The 16,674-nt window shown below is 70.1% G+C and carries 16 protein-coding genes; 7 read left to right on the top strand and 9 right to left on the bottom strand.

What is annotated here, in order from left to right:
* Nucleotides 1-33: 33 nt before the first annotated feature.
* From ASF88_RS15515 to ASF88_RS15485, 7 genes are all read right to left on the bottom strand, one after another.
* Nucleotides 34-990 (bottom strand): ROK family protein, encoded by a 957-nt coding sequence (locus ASF88_RS15515; RefSeq protein ID WP_055920730.1) that lies wholly within the window; start codon nt 988-990, stop codon nt 34-36.
* Nucleotides 987-1,736 (bottom strand): copper homeostasis protein CutC, encoded by a 750-nt coding sequence (locus tag ASF88_RS15510; protein WP_235493506.1) that lies wholly within the window; start codon nt 1,734-1,736, stop codon nt 987-989. Before ASF88_RS15510 ends, ASF88_RS15515 begins: the two co-directional genes overlap by 4 nt.
* Entirely contained in the window at nt 1,733-2,731 is a 999-nt protein-coding gene (locus tag ASF88_RS15505; protein WP_055920727.1) for an asparaginase, read from the bottom strand. Before ASF88_RS15505 ends, ASF88_RS15510 begins: the two co-directional genes overlap by 4 nt.
* Nucleotides 2,724-3,653 (bottom strand): amino acid ABC transporter permease, encoded by a 930-nt coding sequence (locus ASF88_RS15500; protein WP_055920724.1) that lies wholly within the window; start codon nt 3,651-3,653, stop codon nt 2,724-2,726. Before ASF88_RS15500 ends, ASF88_RS15505 begins: the two co-directional genes overlap by 8 nt.
* Nucleotides 3,650-4,294, bottom strand: coding sequence for an amino acid ABC transporter permease (locus ASF88_RS15495; RefSeq protein WP_055920721.1), 645 nt, complete (start codon nt 4,292-4,294; stop codon nt 3,650-3,652). Before ASF88_RS15495 ends, ASF88_RS15500 begins: the two co-directional genes overlap by 4 nt.
* A gap of 126 nt (nt 4,295-4,420) precedes the next feature.
* Nucleotides 4,421-5,374, bottom strand: a complete 954-nt coding sequence (locus ASF88_RS15490; protein ID WP_055920718.1) for a glutamate ABC transporter substrate-binding protein — start codon at nt 5,372-5,374, stop codon at nt 4,421-4,423.
* Between the two features lie 76 nt (nt 5,375-5,450).
* Nucleotides 5,451-6,203, bottom strand: a complete 753-nt coding sequence (locus ASF88_RS15485; RefSeq protein WP_055920715.1) for an amino acid ABC transporter ATP-binding protein — start codon at nt 6,201-6,203, stop codon at nt 5,451-5,453.
* A 168-nt stretch (nt 6,204-6,371) separates the two neighbouring features.
* Between ASF88_RS15485 and ASF88_RS15480 the strand changes: the two genes are divergently transcribed.
* From ASF88_RS15480 to ASF88_RS15465, 4 genes are all read left to right on the top strand, one after another.
* Entirely contained in the window at nt 6,372-7,556 is a 1,185-nt protein-coding gene (locus tag ASF88_RS15480) for an ROK family transcriptional regulator (protein ID WP_055920712.1), read from the top strand.
* Entirely contained in the window at nt 7,553-8,476 is a 924-nt protein-coding gene (locus ASF88_RS15475) for a Gfo/Idh/MocA family protein (RefSeq protein ID WP_055920709.1), read from the top strand. Before ASF88_RS15480 ends, ASF88_RS15475 begins: the two co-directional genes overlap by 4 nt.
* Before the next feature lie 33 nt (nt 8,477-8,509).
* On the top strand, nt 8,510-10,219 hold the full coding sequence (locus ASF88_RS15470) for a glycoside hydrolase family 13 protein (RefSeq protein WP_055920706.1): 1,710 nt from the start codon (nt 8,510-8,512) through the stop codon (nt 10,217-10,219).
* A gap of 77 nt (nt 10,220-10,296) precedes the next feature.
* Entirely contained in the window at nt 10,297-10,731 is a 435-nt protein-coding gene (locus ASF88_RS15465; RefSeq protein ID WP_055920703.1) for an SRPBCC family protein, read from the top strand.
* On the opposite strand, the gene ASF88_RS15460 is transcribed toward ASF88_RS15465, so the two are convergent.
* Both ASF88_RS15460 and ASF88_RS15455 read right to left on the bottom strand, forming a co-directional pair.
* A complete protein-coding gene (locus ASF88_RS15460; protein ID WP_055920700.1) occupies nt 10,732-13,038 on the bottom strand; it encodes a transglycosylase domain-containing protein in 2,307 nt (768 codons plus the stop codon).
* A 94-nt stretch (nt 13,039-13,132) separates the two neighbouring features.
* Nucleotides 13,133-13,600, bottom strand: a complete 468-nt coding sequence (locus ASF88_RS15455) for a MarR family winged helix-turn-helix transcriptional regulator (protein WP_055920697.1) — start codon at nt 13,598-13,600, stop codon at nt 13,133-13,135.
* Nucleotides 13,601-13,991: 391 nt separating this feature from the next.
* Between ASF88_RS15455 and ASF88_RS15450 the strand changes: the two genes are divergently transcribed.
* From ASF88_RS15450 to ASF88_RS15440, 3 genes are all read left to right on the top strand, one after another.
* Nucleotides 13,992-14,672, top strand: a complete 681-nt coding sequence (locus ASF88_RS15450; protein ID WP_055920694.1) for a PadR family transcriptional regulator — start codon at nt 13,992-13,994, stop codon at nt 14,670-14,672.
* A gap of 144 nt (nt 14,673-14,816) precedes the next feature.
* Entirely contained in the window at nt 14,817-15,830 is a 1,014-nt protein-coding gene (locus tag ASF88_RS15445) for an ABC transporter ATP-binding protein (RefSeq protein ID WP_055920690.1), read from the top strand.
* Nucleotides 15,827-16,651 carry an ABC transporter permease gene (locus tag ASF88_RS15440; RefSeq protein ID WP_055920687.1) on the top strand — a complete coding sequence of 275 codons (825 nt, stop codon included), beginning with the start codon at nt 15,827-15,829 and terminating at the stop codon, nt 16,649-16,651. The genes ASF88_RS15445 and ASF88_RS15440 overlap by 4 nt, the downstream gene beginning before the upstream one ends.
* The last annotated feature ends 23 nt before the right edge of the window (nt 16,652-16,674 follow it).

Here is a 16,674-nt window from a genome sequence, read left to right as displayed (position 1 = left end):
CCGAGCAGGGGCCGCGCGATTCGCGGCAGGGCCCTAGCGCGCGGCTCCGAAAGCGAGGAGGCCGGCGCCGGCACGGCCCGCGTCGCCGCCGAGCCCGCTGCGCACGATCGCCGGGCGGTCCCGCCAGGCGAGCCCGGCCGACACCGCGAGCTCGAGCGGCTCGAAGAGCACGTCGCCGGCGTGCGAGACACCGCCGCCGAGCACGATCACCCGCGGGTCGAGGAGGAGCGTGAGGATGGTCAGGCCCTGCGCCAGCACCTTCACTGCTTCGCCCCAGATGCGGTCGGCGAGAGGATCCTGACCCAGTCGCGCGACGATCCGGCGCGTGCTCAGCGGCTCGCCTCCGGCCTCCCGGTAGCGGCGCGCGACGCCGGCTCCCGACATGTACACCTCGAGGCAGCCGCGCTGACCGCACGTGCACGGCTCGCCGCCGGGCACGACGGGGATGTGGCCGAACTCGCCGGCGGCGCCGGTCGCCCCGGTGATGGTGCCGCCCGCCGTCACGAGGGCCGCGGCGACACCGGTTCCGATCGGCACGAGCACGAAGTCGTCCGAGCCGTGGGCCGCGCCGAAAGTGCGCTCGGCCAGGCCGGCGGCGCGCACGTCGTGGCCGACCGCGACCGGGAGGCGCAGCTCGCGCTGCAGGATGTCCAGCAGCGGCACGTCGCGCCAGTCGAGGTTGGAGGCGTAGTGCACGATGCCGCGGTGCTCGTCGAGCATCCCCGGCGACGCGACTCCGGCGCCGACGACATCGCCGTCGGCGATACGCGCGGTCTCGCGGAGGTCGCGGAACAGCGTCACGAGGGCGCCGAGGATGTCCGTGGAGGGTGTGGGCCGGGTCAGCTCGGCGACGACGCCGCCGCCTTCCGCGACGACCGCGCCCTTCATGGCGGTGCCGCCGAGGTCGACGGCCAGCACCACCGGTGCACCAGCGACGTCGATCGTGGCGCCGGCCACGAGCGAATCCGCGAGATCTGACCCGGTGCTCATGCGGCGACCTCCCGAACCGCCGCGACCACCTGGGCCACGACAGCACCGGAGGTCGTGTCCCGCGACCCTGAGTCGTAGATGCTGCCGACGGCGGCGGCACTCGGTGTGCTCACCGCCGCGCGCAGGTGCACTTCGCGCACACCGGTCCCGCGCACGAGCGACGCGACGTTCGCGGGTCGCACGCCACCTCCGGCCAGCACCACGATCCGATCGCCGGCCTGGGCGACCAGGGACGCCAGCGCGGCCGCTCCGTCGACCGCGGTCGCCGCGCCTCCGGAGGTCAGCACGCGGGCGACCCCCAGCGACACGAGCGTCTCGAGCGCGGCAGAGCGGTCGGGCGTCTGGTCGAACGCCTTGTGGAAGGTCACGGGAGCGTCGCCGCAGGCGTCGACGAGCGCCCGGCTCGCAGTCGCGTCGACCGTCCCGTCGGGCGACAGGGCGCCGACCACGAACGCGAGGGGTACGCCGTGCGGGTTGGGCAGCGCTCGCACCGCGAGGATGTCGGTCACCATGGCGGCGAGCTCGTCCGCGTCGAACACGAAGTCGCCCGGCCGCTGGCGCACGAGCACGTTCACGCCCATCGTGCGGGCGGTGCCGAGCGCTGCGGCGACCGTTCCGATGGAGGGGGTCAGGCCTCCGTCGCCGAGCGCGGAGCACAGCTCGATGCGGTCTGCTCCGGCCTCCTCGGCCGTTCGCACCCCGGCCAGGTCGTCGAGGCAGATCTCGACCGTCACGCGACCCGTCACGCGACGCGCTCCAGCGCCGCGGCCAGGTCGCCGCCGAGCTCGATGCGGCCGACGGGCACGCCGCCGCCGAGCACCGGGAGGTCGACCAGGGTGGAGGCGCCGGAGATGTCGGTGCCGAGCGCCTCCAGCACGCGCAGGGCGATGAGGGTGGTCGCGCGAGGGCTGCCGTCGACGACCTTCATCGCGACGGCCGTGCCGTCCGCGGCCGCGACGCCGATGACGCCCTCCGCGCCGCCCTTCGCGAGCGCGCCGGGCACGGCCTCCATCAGCGTGGAGTTCTGGTGCCCGGTGCCGCCGACGTAGAAGGGGTGCGCGCGCATGGCGTCCGCGACGGCGCGTTCGGGCGTGCCCTCCGCGGCGAGCACGAGCCGGCCGAACGCGCGTGCCACGCCGCGAACCGTCGTCCCGAACAGGGGAGCGCCGCACCCGTCGACGGCGTCGTGCCCCACGGGCACGCCCGTGACCGCTGCCATCGTCTCGCGCACGTGCACCTGCACCGGGTGGGTCGGGTCGAGGTAGCCGTCGGTCGGCCAGCCGTTCGCCGCGGCGGCGAGCAGCATCGCGGCGTGCTTACCGGAGCAGTTCATCCGGATCCGGGTGCGCGGCTGACCCTCGCGGACCAGCCGTTCGAAGGTGCCCTCGTCCTCCGGCCGGTCGACGGGGCAGCCGAGGGCCGACTCGTCGACGCCCGCCGCCGCGAGGATGCCGCGCACGACGCGCACGTGCTCGTCCTCCCCGGTGTGGCTGCCCGCGGCGATCGCGAGCTCGGGGCCCGCCAACGGGGCGCCCGCCGTCAGGCACGCCAGCGCCTGCAGCGGCTTGACCGTGCTGCGCGGCAGCACCACCGCATCCGGGTCGCCCAGCGCGAGCAGGGTCGTGCCGTCCGGGCCGAGCGCGACCAGGTTGCCGAAGTGGCGGCTCTCGATCAGCCCGGAGCGGCGGACGGCCGCGAGCTCCGCGAGGCCGGGGACGGTGGCGGTGGTGCTGTCAGGCATGGGTCTCTTCCTGGTGCGTGGCGGCGGGGAGTGCCGGGAGCACCGGCTGCGCGGAGGGCCGTCTCCGCGGCCCGCGCTGCAGGCGGGAGGCGAAGGCGGACAGGCTGCCGTTGACGACGAGGTAGATCACCGTCACGGCGACGTAGGTGGGGATGAGGAGGTGCAGATACGACGCGAGCACCTGCCCGCGGTAGAGCAGCTCGGTGAACGCGACGATGTAGCCGAGCGAGGTGTCCTTCAGCAGGCTCACGAACTGGGTGACGAGCGACGGCGCCACATTGCGGGCGGCCTGCGGCAGGACGACGAAGCGCATGGCCTGGCCCGGCCGCATCCCGAGGCTGAGCGCGGCTTCGCGCTGGCCGCGAGGGAGGCTGAGGATACCCGCGCGGATGATCTCGGCGAACACCGCCGAGTTGGCGATCGTCAGCGGCACCACGAGCTTCCAGAGGACGGGCAGGTTGATCCCGAGCTGGGGGAGGCCGAACAGCATGAGGTAGATCACGAGCAGCACGGGCACGGTGCGGGCGATCTCGATGTAGAAGCCGCACACCCAGCGCACCGCACGCAGCCGGCTGATCCGGCCCAGCGCGAGGAGCACGCCGAGCAGGCCGCCGAGCACCGCGACGATCGCGGCGGCCTCCAGCGTGCCGAGCAGGCCCACGAGCAGGTACTGCCAGATCGGCCACTCGGTGAACGGCGCCCAGCGGGACGGGTCGAGCTGCCCGTGCGAGGCGAACTGCCAGAGCCCGTAGCCGATGATCGCGGCGAACAGCAGGCAGCTGACGATCGAGCCGACCAGGATGTTGCGCCGGCCGCGAGGTCCGGGGACGTCGTACATGAACGACGCGGCATATGCCCGGCTGCGCCGCCGCGGACGCGGTCGCGCGGGGGTCGGCCGGTCGGGGATGAGTTGTGCGGTCATCGGACGATCGCCACCTTCCGCTCCACCCAGCCGGCGGCCAGGCCGATGGCCAGCGCGATCGCCATGTAGAGCACACCCGCACTGGAGAAGATCAGGATGGGCTGCGCCGCGACGAGGTTGATCTTGTTCACCTCGGCGGTCAGCTCCACGACGCCCACAGCGGCGGCCAGGGCGGTGTTCATCGCGAGCGCGATCATCACGTTGCCGATCGGCTGCACCACGGCGCGCAGCGCCTGCGGCACGACGACGTAGCGCAGCGATTGCGTGAGTGTGAGGCCGAGGGCGCGGGAGGCCTCCACTTGGCCGACCGGCACGGTGTTGACGCCCGAGCGGACGGCTTCGGCGACGTACGCGGCCTCGTAGACCGTCAGCACGATGATCGCGGTCGGGGTCAGCGGCAGCAGGAGGCCGGCGTCCGGGAGCGCGAACACGGCGAGCAGCAGCAGCGCCAGCAGCGGCACGTTGATGAAGAACTGCACGTAGAGGAAGGCGGCGGCACGCAGCACGGGGATCGGGCTCACGCGCGCGATCGTGACCAGCACGCCGAGCACGATCGAGCCGACGCCGGCCACGACCGCCATGAGCAGGGTCGTGCCGAGGGCCTGCAGCAGCGGCCCGAGGTTGTCGATCAGGGGGTTCATCGCTCGCTCACTCGTGACGAAGGAGGGGCCGGGCGGGGTCGGAGGCCGACCCCGCCCGAGGGGCTCCCTGGCGCGTCGCGCGCATCAGCGCCGCGGACGCCAGGGAACTCGGGAAGGGATCCGGGGTCAGGAACCCGGGACCGAGCCGATCTCCGGCGGGGTCGGGATGGCCGAGTCGGTCACGGTGCCGAGCGTGGTCTTCCACGCCTGGCCCCACTGGCCGCCCTTCTGGATGGTCTTCAGCCAGTTGTTGACGAACGACTTGAAGTCGCTGTCGCCGTGCGGGAGGCCGATGCCGTACGGCTCCTTGGTGAACGGCTGGCCGACCACCTTGATCTGCTTCTCACTGGCGGCGTCGCTGGCGAGGAGGGTGTAGTCCTGCACGTAGGCGTCGCCGCGGCCCTGGATGAGCGCCTGGACGGCGGCCGGGTCGGTGCCGAACGCGGTGACGGTGGCCTTGGGCGCGATCTTCGGCACCTCGGTGACAGCGGGCGTGTTGGCGCCGACGATCACGGTCTTGCCGTCGAGGTCCTTCTCGCTCTTGATGCTCTTGTTGTCGCTCTTGACGGCGACCGAGAGGCCGGACTCGAAGTACGGGCCCGCGAAGTCGACCTGGGTCGCGCGCTGCTCGGTGATCGTGTAGGTGTTGAAGACGACGTCGACCGTGCCGTTCTGCAGCATGGCCTCGCGGGTCTCCGACGCGGGCGGGACGATCTCCACGTTCGGCTTGCCGAGGATGTAGATCGCGAGCAGCTTGGCCAGGTCGGCGTCGAAGCCGGTGACCTTGCTGGGATCGGTCGGGTCCTGCTGCGAGAGCAGCGGGGCGTCCAGCGCCTCGGCGACGATGAGCTTGCCGCGCTTCTTGATCTTCTCCATGGTCGAGCCGGGGAGGATCAGGTCGGCCTTGGCGACCGGCGCTCCGGAGAAGACCGTGTCGGTCTTGGCCGTCGAGCCGGCTCCGTCGCCGGGGAGGGCCGTGGTGCCGGAGGAACAAGCGGTGACGGCGAGCGTCACGGCCGCGAGCAGGGCGCCGGCGAAGGCGGCCCGGCGCCGGGTTGAACGGGTCGTGCTGCGGGTCATGGGCATTCCTTTCTGATTACGGACGGGTTCGGTGCTGTGGAACGGCGGTGCATCGACCTCGGGCGCTGCGCATGTTTCAGTGCGACAGCACGGAGGCCAGGAACGACCGCGCCCGCTCGGTGCGGGGCGAGTCGAAGAATTCGGCCGGCGTCGCCTGCTCGACGATCTGGCCGCGGTCCATGAAGACGACGCGGTCGGCGGCGCGGCGGGCGAAGCCCATCTCGTGGGTGACGACGATCATGGTCATCCCCTCCTTGGCGAGGGAGGTCATCACGTCGAGCACCTCGCCCACCATCTCGGGGTCGAGGGCGCTGGTGGGCTCGTCGAACAGCATGACCTTGGGCTGCATCGCGAGGGCACGGGCGATCGCGGCGCGCTGCTGCTGGCCTCCGGAGAGCTGGGCCGGGTGGCTGCCCGCCTTGTCGGCGATGCCGACGCGGTCGAGGAGCTCGAGCGCCTGGCGCTCGGCCTCGGCCTTCTTGACCTTGCGCACCTTCATCGGGGCCAGCGCGACGTTGTCGAGGATCGTCCGGTGCGCGAAGAGGTTGAACGACTGGAAGACCATGCCGACTTCGGCGCGGAGCCGCGCCAGGTCGGCGCCCTCCTGGGGCAGCAGTTCGCCGTCGACGCGGATCTCGCCGCCGTCGATGGTCTCGAGCCGGTTGATCGAGCGGCAGAGGGTCGATTTGCCGGAGCCGGACGGGCCGACCACCACGACGACTTCGCGGGCGGCGACCTCCAGGTCGATCGAGCGGAGGACGTGCAGGTCGCCGAAGTGCTTGTCGACGCCGCTCAGGCTCACCATGGGCCGGGGGTGCGGTGTTTCCATCGGGTTCCTCGTATCGTCGTCGGTCGGGATGCGATGAGCGTACTAAGTAATACATGTTCTTGCAATTTCGAATTTGGTTGATTCGAAATCGGAGAAAGTCGCTACAGTATTCTCAACCATGACGAGCACGCGACGACGGCGTGCCACCACGAGGGGGATGCGCTGAGAATGAGCGGCACGCACACCGCGGCACCCGGGAGCACTTCGGCGACACCGGGCGGCATCCTCCATCTGGTCCGATCCGGGAGGGCGGCCTCCCGGGCCGACATCGCCCGCCAGACCGGGCTCTCGCCGTCCACCGTCACGCAGCGCGTCGATGCGCTGCTCGGCGCCGGGTTCCTCCGCGAGGCGGGGGAGGGCGTCTCGCACGGCGGCCGGCGTCCCCGGGCGCTGGAGGTCGACCCGACCTCCGGTGTCGTGGCCACCGCCGACCTGGGCTCCCACCACGCCACCTTCGGGCTCTTCGACCTGTCCGGGCGCCTGCTCGCCTCGCGCACCGACGCCATGGACATCGGCTCCGGCCCCGACCGCGTGCTGGCCTGGATCGCCGACACCGCGCACGATCTCCGTGCCGAGCACGCGGCGCCCGGCCAGGACCTCCGCGGCATCGGGATCGGCCTGCCCGGCCCCGTCGACTCGACGACCGGCCGCATGGTGTCGCCATCGCGGATGCCGGGCTGGAACGGCCTCGACGTCGCCGCGGAGCTGCGCGCACGCACCGGGCTCACCGTCGCGGTCGACAACGACGCCAACCTGATGGCGCTCGGCGAGTACGACGCCTCGGGCTCCTCGGGAGGGCAGCTGGTCTTCGTCAAGGCCGGGTCGAGCATCGGCTGCGGCATCGTCGCCTTCGGCGGCGTCTACCGCGGGCATCACGGGATGGCCGGCGACATCAGCCACGTCACGGTGCCGGGCGCACCGCACGTGCTCTGCTCGTGTGGTCGCGTCGGCTGCCTCGACGCGGTCGCCGGAGGCGCGGCGATCGTGCAGGCGCTGCGGCGCGACGGCGTCGACGTCGACGACACCCGCGACGTTCTCGCACTCGCACGAGACGCGCATCCGCTCGCGACGCAGATGCTGCGGGAGGCCGGCCTCCGCACCGGTGGGGTGCTGGCGACCATCATGAACTTCTTCAACCCGCAGCGCCTCGTGCTCGGCGGCATCCTCGGCGAGGCGGAGGCTTTCGTCGCCGGCGTGCGCTCGGCGATCTACTCCGACTGCCTGCCGATGATCACCGATCAGCTCGACATCGCGGTGAGCGTCGCCAAGCAGAGCGCAGGCATCCGCGGTGCGGGCCGGCTCGTGCTCGACGCGCTCTTCGACCCGGCGCACGTCGACCTCGCCGTGCGATGAGCCAGCCCGGATCGCCTCACGGAGCCGTCGTTGTCGGCGCGGGCACGATGGGACGCGCTCACGCGGCCGCCTGGACCGAGCTGGGTGTGCCGGTGCTCTATGCGGTCGCGCCGCGGCGCCGTCCCGAGCTGCCCTCGGCGCCCGGTGCACGGTGGGTCACCGAACTGGGGGAGGCGCTCGCCGACCAGCGCTGCGACCTCGTCTCCGTCTGCACCCCGACGCCCAGCCACGTCGCACTGGCAGTTCAGGCGCTCGACGCCGGCTGTCACGTGCTGCTCGAGAAGCCGATCGCGCTGACCGTCTCCGACGCCGAACGGCTGGCCGGGCACGCCGCGCGTGCCTCCGCGACGCTGATGGTCGCGCACGTCGTCCGGTTCTTCTCCGATTACGCTGCGCTCGCGGCGCGCGTCGCCGCCGGGTCGGTGGGCCGGCCGCGCACCGTGCGCGCCTCCCGTCTGTCGGCGGCACCGCAGGGCGCGGCGTGGCTGGAGGACGAGGAGCGGTCGGGCGGGATGATCGTCGACTTCGCCATCCACGACGTCGACCAGGCCTGCCTGCTGCTCGGCGAGCCCGTCGCCGTCACCGCGGTCCGTGCGCCCGGCGGCGGCTTCGGAGCCCCTGCGGCGATCACGGTGGAGTTCGCGGAGGGAGGGCTGGCCCAGCTGCTCGCCGTCTCCGACCTCCCGGCGGGCACGCCGTTCTCGACGAGTCTGGAGGTCGTCGGCGACCGCGGGGTCGACACGCTGACCGGGGCCGAGGGCGACCCCTTCGTGGCGCAGGCGCGGTACTTCCTCGACTGCGTCGAGAACGGAGCGGAGCCGACGCGCGCTCCGACCGCGGCGGCGGTGCAAGCGCTGCGGGTGTGCCTGGCGGCCCGGGAGTCCGCTCGCACGGGCAGGCGCGTCGTTCTCGGCGACTGAGTCGTGACGGGAGGTGCCCGGTAGGGTGGGCGCGTGAGTGACACCTGGTGGAAGTCCGCAGTCGTTTACCAGATCTACCCGCGCAGCTTCGCGGACAGCGACGGCGACGGCATCGGCGACTTGCGCGGCATCATCGAGCACCTCGATCACCTGAAGGAGCTGGGCGTCGACGTCGTCTGGCTGTCGCCCATCTACGCCTCACCGCACGACGACAACGGCTACGACATCAGCGACTATCGCGCGATCGACCCGCTGTTCGGCACGTTCGGCGACTTCGACGAACTGCTCGCCGGCCTCCACGCGCGCGGCATCAAGCTCGTGATGGACCTCGTGGTGAACCACACGTCGGACGAGCACCCGTGGTTCATCGAGTCGGCCTCCTCGCTCGACAACCCCAAGCGCGACTGGTACTGGTGGCGACCGCCTCGCGACGGCCACCAGCCGGGCGAGCACGGGGCGGAGCCGAACAACTGGGGGTCGTTCTTCTCGGGGCCGGCCTGGCAGCTCGACCCGGCAACCGGCGAGTACTACCTCCACCTCTTCTCGCGCAAGCAGCCCGACCTCAACTGGGAGAACCCGGAGGTCCGCGACGCCGTCTACGACATGATGAACTGGTGGCTCGACCGCGGGGTCGACGGCTTCCGGATGGACGTCATCAACTTCATCTCCAAGGTGGTGGACCTCCCCGACGGCGAGGTGCCGGCCGGAAAGCTGTTCGGCGAGGGGTACCCGTATTTCGGGCAGGGCCCGCGCATCCACGAGTTCCTGCACGAGATGCACGAGCGCGTGTTCTCCGGCCGCGCCGACCGCATCCTGACCGTCGGCGAGATGCCCGGCGTCTCCGTGGAGCAGGCACGCCTGTTCACCGATCCCGCCCGCTCGGAGCTCGACATGGTGTTCCAGTTCGAGCACGTCGACCTCGACCACGGCCCTGGTGGCAAGTGGGACCATCGGCCGGCGAGCGTCCTCGATCTCAAGCGCAACCTGACGATGTGGCAGGAGGGCCTGGCCGACGTGGGCTGGAACAGCCTCTACTGGAACAACCACGACCAGCCTCGCGTGGTCAGCCGGTTCGGCGACGACCGGCCGGAGCACCGCGTCGCCTCGGCGAAGGCGCTCGGCACCGTGCTCCACCTCATGCGCGGTACGCCGTACGTGTACCAGGGCGAGGAGCTCGGGATGGCGAACGTGCCCTTCGACTCGATCGACGACTTCCGCGACATCGAGACGCTCAACCACTACGCGGAGGCCGTCGACATCCAGGGCCAGGACGCCGCAGTCGTGATGGCGGCCCTCCGCCGCACCAGCCGCGACAACGCTCGCACGCCGATGCAGTGGTCGGATGCGCCGGCGGCGGGGTTCACCACGGGCACGCCGTGGATCCGCGCCAATCCGGACTATCCGCAGGTCAACGCCGCGGCCGAGATCGGCGACCCGGACTCGGTCTTTGCGCACTACCGGCGCCTGATCGACCTCCGGCACCGCTCGGAGGTCGTGGCGAACGGCGATTTCACGACCGTGCTGGAGGACCATCCCCAGGTCTTCGGCTACCGCCGGGCGCTGGCCGGGCGGCAGCTGCTGGTCCTCGTGAACCTGACCGGCGAACCGGCGGAGTACGACACCGTCGAGCTCGACGACTGGCGCGACGCGACCTTCGTCCTCGGCAATCTGGCGGGTTCGGGCAGGCGGGGCGTCAGCGGCGCTCTCGATCCGTGGGAGGCGCTGGTCTTCGAGCTCGGGTGACCGACAGGGTTGCGCTCCCCGCGCCTCCGGGTGTGTGATGGCGGCGAATCGGTGGCGATGACGGACCGGGAGGCGCCATGGGCAACTACGTCGCGAGGGCCGAGGTGGATGTGAGCGCTCCGCGCCGCGCCGTATGGACGGTGCTCACCTCGAGCGGCTCGCACCCGGAGATCCTGATGGGCGCCGAGGTGATCTCCGACTGGAGGCTCGGCTCGCGCATCGTCTGGCGCGGCGAGTGGGAAGGCAAGACCTTCGAGGACCACGGGCGCGTGATCGAGCTCGACGACCGCGAGGAGCCGTGGCGCATCGTGCTCACGCACTTCAGTCCGCTGAGCGGCCAGCCCGACGTGCCGGAGAACTACCACACCCTCCACTTCGAGCTGGAGGAGACGCCGACGGGCACGCACGTGACGCTCGACCAGGACAACAACCCCACGGTGGAGGCCGCGCAGCACTCCCGGCAGAACTGGGAGACGATGCTGCGCGGCGTCAAGCAGGTCGCCGAGCGCTGATCAGGGCTTCTTCGGCGGGTTCGGGCCCTGGTTGCCTCCGCCGTTGCCTCCGCCGTTGTTTCCGCCCTGTCCCGGAGCCGGCTGCGCGGGCGCGCCCGGCTTGGCGGGCGTGGTCGGCTTCGGCGCGGCGGGCGCGTTCACGTACTTGGCCGGCGGTGCCGGGAAAGCCGACCCGCCGTAGGCTGCGTCGAGGGCGGTCTGGATGCGCTTGACGATCGAGAACTTCACGTCGCCGCCGCCGACGCCCTGGAATCGCTGGCTGCGGAGGGCCACCCCTCCGGACACGTTGCCGACCCAGGTGGCCTGCGCGATCTTCGACGTGGAGGTCACCAGCCAGTTCTCGACCGAGTTGTCGGTGGTTCCGGTCTTGCCGAAGATCGGCACGCCGTCGCCCGGGTTGGCGGAGGCTGCGGTGCCGCCTCCGCGGAGCACGCCCTGCAGGGCGTAGATCGCGGCGGCAGCGACCCCCGGATCGATCGGAGTCGTCGAGCACTGCGACTTGGGCACGGCGTGCTCGGAGCCGTCGGAGTTCAGGATCTTGTCGATCGCGATCGGGCTGCAGGCCTTGCCGTTGTTGGCGATCCCCGCGTATGCCGTGGCCATCGTGATCGGAGAGATGTAGTTCGTGCCGAGCACCGAGGACGGGTTGGCGCGATACGGGTTCGCCGCCTCATCCGCTCCGTGCACCAGCAGGTCTTGCGCCCGCTGCTTGATGCCGCAGAGATCGAGCTTGGTCGCCATCATCGCGAAGATCGAGTTGATGGAGGCCGCGGTCGCGTTCATCACGGTGGTCGAGCTGACGGTCTCGCCTTCGTCGTTCGCGACGGCCCAGGGCTGGCCTCCGATGTCGTTGCACGGGTCGCTCTCGTGGAACGCGGTCTGCGGGAAGAGGTGCTGGGTGCCGTTCACCGACTCGAAGAGCGAATGCCCCTCTTGCAGCCATTCGAGCAGGTCGAAGGCCTTGTACGACGATCCGGTCTGGAAGCCCTCCGACCCGCCGTCTTTGTAGTCGGTGTTGTAGTTCACCGACGTGCTGCCCGGAGCGGGGGCCGCCGTATTGTCGTAGGGCCTGTTCTGCACCATCGTGACGACACGTCCCGTGCCGACCTCCACCGACACGTTCGAGGAGCCGAGGTCGAGGTTCGGGCTGCTCGACGGGATGTACGCCGACACGGCCTGCTGTGCCTGGTTCTGGAGGTTGAGGTTGAGGGTCGTGTAGATCTTGAGGCCGCCGCGGGTCAGGAAGCTCGACCGCTCGTCGTCGGTCTTGCCGAAGCTCGGGTCTTGTTCGATCGTGCGCTCGACGTAGTCGCAGAAGAACGCGGCGTTGTACTGCTGCGCCGTCATGCAGCCGTTCTGCATCGCGGTGATCTTGGGCTCGACCTTGGTGGCGACGGCCGCGTCGTGCTCTTCTTTGGTGATCTTGCCGTTCACCAGCATGCGGTCGAGCACGTAGTTGCGGCGCGCGAGCGTCTGCGCGTACCCGTTCGCCGCCCCGTTGTCCTTGTTCTCGGGCTGGTCGATGCGCAGGTTGTCCGGGTTGTTCAGGATCGCGACGAGGGTGGCGGCCTGCGGGAGGCTGATGTCTTTCGCCGACACTCCGAAGTAGTACTCGGCGGCGGACTGCACGCCGTAGACGCGACCGCCGAACAGAGCGATGTTCAGGTAGCTCTGCAGGATGTCGTTCTTGGAGTACTCCTTCTCGAGCCCGATCGCGTAGCGCATCTCTTTGAGCTTGCGCACCGGGTCGACCTCGGTGGCGTCGTTGTAGCACGACTGGTAGGCCGCATACTGCTTCTTCTGGACGGCAGCGGCCGCGGTCGGGTCGGGCTGCTTGTTCTCGCACCGCTGCACGAGGATGTTCTTGACGTACTGCTGCGTGATGGACGAGCCGCCCTGCACCGACTTGTGCAGCGCGGTCAGCACCGCCCCGCGCAGGGTGCCTGTGACGTCCACGCCGCCGTGCTCGTAGAAGCGCGGGTCCTCCGTGGCGATCGCGGCGTCTTTCAGGTTCTGCGAGATGGCGTCCCAGCCGACCTCGATGCGGTTCTGCGAGTAGAACGAGGCGATCGGCACCGGCTGGCCGTTGGACGTCGCGTACATCGTCGACGCCTGCGCGAGCGGCTCCACCTTGATGTATTCGGGCAGCCCGTCGAAGACGCTGATCGTCGAGTCGGCGGCCGACCCGGTGAGCGCCACTGCCGGCGTGACGGCTGCCGCGGCCAGGATTCCGGCGACGGCGCTCAAAGCCACGAATCCGATCAGCGCGGGCGCCCACTTCCATCCTCTGCGTCGCTCAGCCGTCATGGGCGCAATGATACGCGGCAGCTCTATGGCCTCTCCGAGGGACAGCCCCGCTTGTGGAGAATCTCCTCAGATTGGGCGGTGTGGAGGACGACGGTCACTCGATGCCGCGCAGCTTGTCGCACAGAGCCGCCAGGGTCTCCAGTTCCGCGGGGTCGAGCCGGTCGCCTACGCGCGCCGTGATCGACTTCATGTGTTCGACGGCGACCCGGCGGAACATCTCGAATCCCGTGTCGGTCAGCCGGATCACGGTGCCGCGGGCGTCGTTGGGCTCCGGGCACTTGGCCACCAGTCCGCGCGCGACGAGCCGATCGATCAGCCTGCTCACGCTCGGCTGGGTGAGCAGCACCTCCTTGTTGAGGTCGCGCAGCCGCAGCGAGCGGTCGGGCTGCCGGGAGAGGTTGAAGAGCACGTCGTACTCGTTGAACGAGATGTCGCGGGTGGGGAACTCCGCGGCGAGGGTCCGCATCACAGCAACCTGCGCGCGGAACAGCGATTCCCAGGCGGTGACCGCGCTCGTCCGCGTGCGCTTGATCGGCCCTGTGGTGGTCGCGCCGATGGTCATGGGAACCCCCTCCGCATGTTCGAGTCAATGCATTCGCATCTTCTCATCATGCGCCGACAGTGCCATCCGTGCCAGCACGGGTTCAACTCGGTTCAATGCGGAACGGGAGGAAAGATTGAGGGCCGGCCGCAGAGGCTAGCGGCCGGCCCTCTCCCTTGCACCAAGAGTGTCCTGCAATCACATTCCGCGATGGCTGCCACAGCAAACAACCATTGCTCTTGAACTATATAACGAAGAGATAACGGGGGCTAGTTATCAAGTCGCTATTTTTGCTGCGAATTCTCTTTGCGGCTCTTATCCCCTCGCTGAGGGTGGACAAGCCGGTCTGAGAGCCCTTGTTGACTGGTTGCTCGAAAGCGAATACTCTAAGCAAAGTATTCGGAGGTGAGCAATGGCGAAGCGTGCGGTGTCGAACCCGCTGGCGTTGGCCGTCCTGGCCTGCCTGTGGGAGAAGCCGATGTATCCCTACGAGATGACGACGACGATGCGGGAGCGCGGCAAAGAAGACAGCATCCGGCTCAACTTCGGCTCCCTCTATGCCGTGATCAAGTCTCTCGAGAAGCACGGCTTCATCCAGGTCGCGCAGACGGAGCGCGAGGGCAACCGGCCCGAGCGCGTCGTCTACGAGATCACCGAGGCCGGTCGCACCGAAGCGGACGAGTGGATGCGCGAGCTCATCACGTTCCCGGTCAAGGAGTATCCGGCCATCGAGACCGGGCTGTCCCTGCTCCCGCTTCTCGCACCCCAGGTCGCGGCCGACCTCCTGGAGCGTCGTCGCGACCTGCTCGACGCCGACCTCGCCGAGCGCCGCCGGGTCCACGAGCAGGCGCTCGCCTATCCACTCCCCGAGCTGTTCATGATCGAGTCGACCTACCGGGTCGCGATGATGGAGGCCGAGCGCACGTTCGTGGCCGACCTCGCGGCACGCATCCGCGACCGCACGCTCGGCGGCATCGACTGGTGGGAGCGGCTCTGGGAGCTGTTCGGCCAGGGCTACGACATGGCCGAGATCCGGGAACGGATCGCGGCAGGCGACTTCGGGCAGGAGGTGGCCGACCTGCTGGGCAGCTGACAGACAGAACGATGGCCGGAGAGCGGCAACTCTCCGGCCATCCACACCTTCGATCGTTCCTCACGGAACCTGCGTCAACAGTCACCGAGGGCATTCCCATGATATGCCCGCGACGGTGGCTGCCGAGATGAAAGGAAGCCACCCGTGGCATCACAGAACGGCTCGGCGCTCGTCGCCGAGCACCTCGTCAAGTCCTACAGCGGAGGGCGGGGAAAGCCCGCCATCCGCGCCGTCGACGACCTCGGCTTCGAGGTCGCCACCGGCACCGTCTTCGGGCTGCTCGGCCCCAACGGAGCCGGCAAGTCGACCACCATGAAGATCCTGTCGACGCTCGCGCGCGCCGACGCCGGTTCCGCGTTCGTCGCCGGCATCGACGTCGCCAGGAACCCGGGACGCGTGCGCCGCGCCATCGGGTTCGTCGCTCAGAAGCCGGTCTCCGACCCCAACGACACCGGGGCCGAGAACCTCGTCCTCGCCGGGCAACTCCAGGGGATGAGCGGGAGGAGCGCCCGGGCGCGTGCGGCCGAGCTCCTCGACCGCTTCGGCCTGACCGAGCACGCCAAGCGACAGGTGAAGACCTACTCGGGCGGGATGGCCCGCAAGCTCGACGTGGCCATCGGCCTCATGCACCACCCGCAGGTGCTGTTCCTGGACGAGCCGACCACCGGCCTCGACCCGGAGGCCCGCGCCGAACTGTGGGCCGAGCTCGAGCGGATGACAGCCGCCGAGAACCTCACGGTGCTGCTCACCACCCACTACCTGGACGAGGCCGACCGACTGGCGGATCGCCTGGCGATCGTCGACCACGGCCGCGTCGTGGCCGGAGGGACCCCGGAGGAGCTGAAGAACGGCCTCCGCGGCGACGCGGTGATCGTCGAGCTGACACCCGACGCCGACCCGTTCGCCGCGCTGACGGCGCTGGAACGCGTCGATGCCCTCCGCGAGGTGGGCGGTGACGGACGGACCGTCCGGGCGCGTGCCGACAACGGCGCTGCGACCCTTCCGGCCGCGCTCGCCGCTCTGGAGGCCGCGGCCGTGACCGTCGCCTCCGCCACCGTCGCCCGGCCCAGCCTCGACGACGTCTACCTGCGGCACACCGGCCGCACCTTCACCCGGGCGCAGGAGTCCGCCGAGCACGTTCTGGAGACCGCATCATGACCGCCATCGCCACCGCGCCCGCGCGCACCGCCCGCCGGTCCGGCCCGACCTTCCTCACCCACACCGTGCTGCTCACGGGGCGCCAGCTCCGCTGGGCCATGCGGATGCCGGCCTTCCTCGTGATGAACCTGGTGCAGCCGGTGATCTGGCTGCTGCTCTTCGGCCAGCTCTTCAAGTCCGTGATCGAGATCCCCGGCTTCGGGGTGGGGCAGAGCTACTTGGAGTACCTGACGCCGGGCGTCGTGATGATGCTCGCACTGTTCGGCAGCGCCTGGTCGGGCACCGTCTACATCCAGGACATGGACCGCGGCGTGATGGACCGCTTCCTCACCTCGCCCACGAATCGCGGCGCCATGATCGTCTCGACGCTGGTCTACCAGTCGATCCTGGCGGTCGTGCAGTCGCTCATCGTCGTGGGGATCGCGTTCTGGGCCGGCGCCCGGTTCGAGGGCGGCCTGGGCGGGATGCTGCTCCTGCTCGTCGGAGTGGTGCTGCTCACCGCGGTGTTCTGCTCGTTCTCGAACGCCGTGGCGCTGCTGGCCCGTGACCAGACCGCGCTGATCGGCATCTCGCAGCTCATCACTCTGCCGCTGATGTTCCTCAGCTCGGCGATCATGAACACGAAGCTGTCACCGGAGTGGGTGCGGAACGTCGCCGCCTACAACCCGTTCGAGTGGGCCGTCATCGTGGGCAGGGAGGCGCTCAGCTCCGATCCCGACTGGGCGAGCCTGTGGGGCCACGCCGGCCTCCTGGCGGCTCTCGCGGTCATCATGGCCGCACTCGCCACCAGCGCCTTCCGGGTCTACCAGCGCTCGGCGTGACGGCGAGAAGCCGGCGAGAGTGC

The sequence above is a fragment of the Leifsonia sp. Leaf336 genome (assembly GCF_001423695.1).
Lineage (GTDB): Bacteria > Actinomycetota > Actinomycetes > Actinomycetales > Microbacteriaceae > Leifsonia.
Note: the sequence above shows the minus strand (reverse complement) of the source record. Positions and strands in the feature narration are given on the sequence as shown.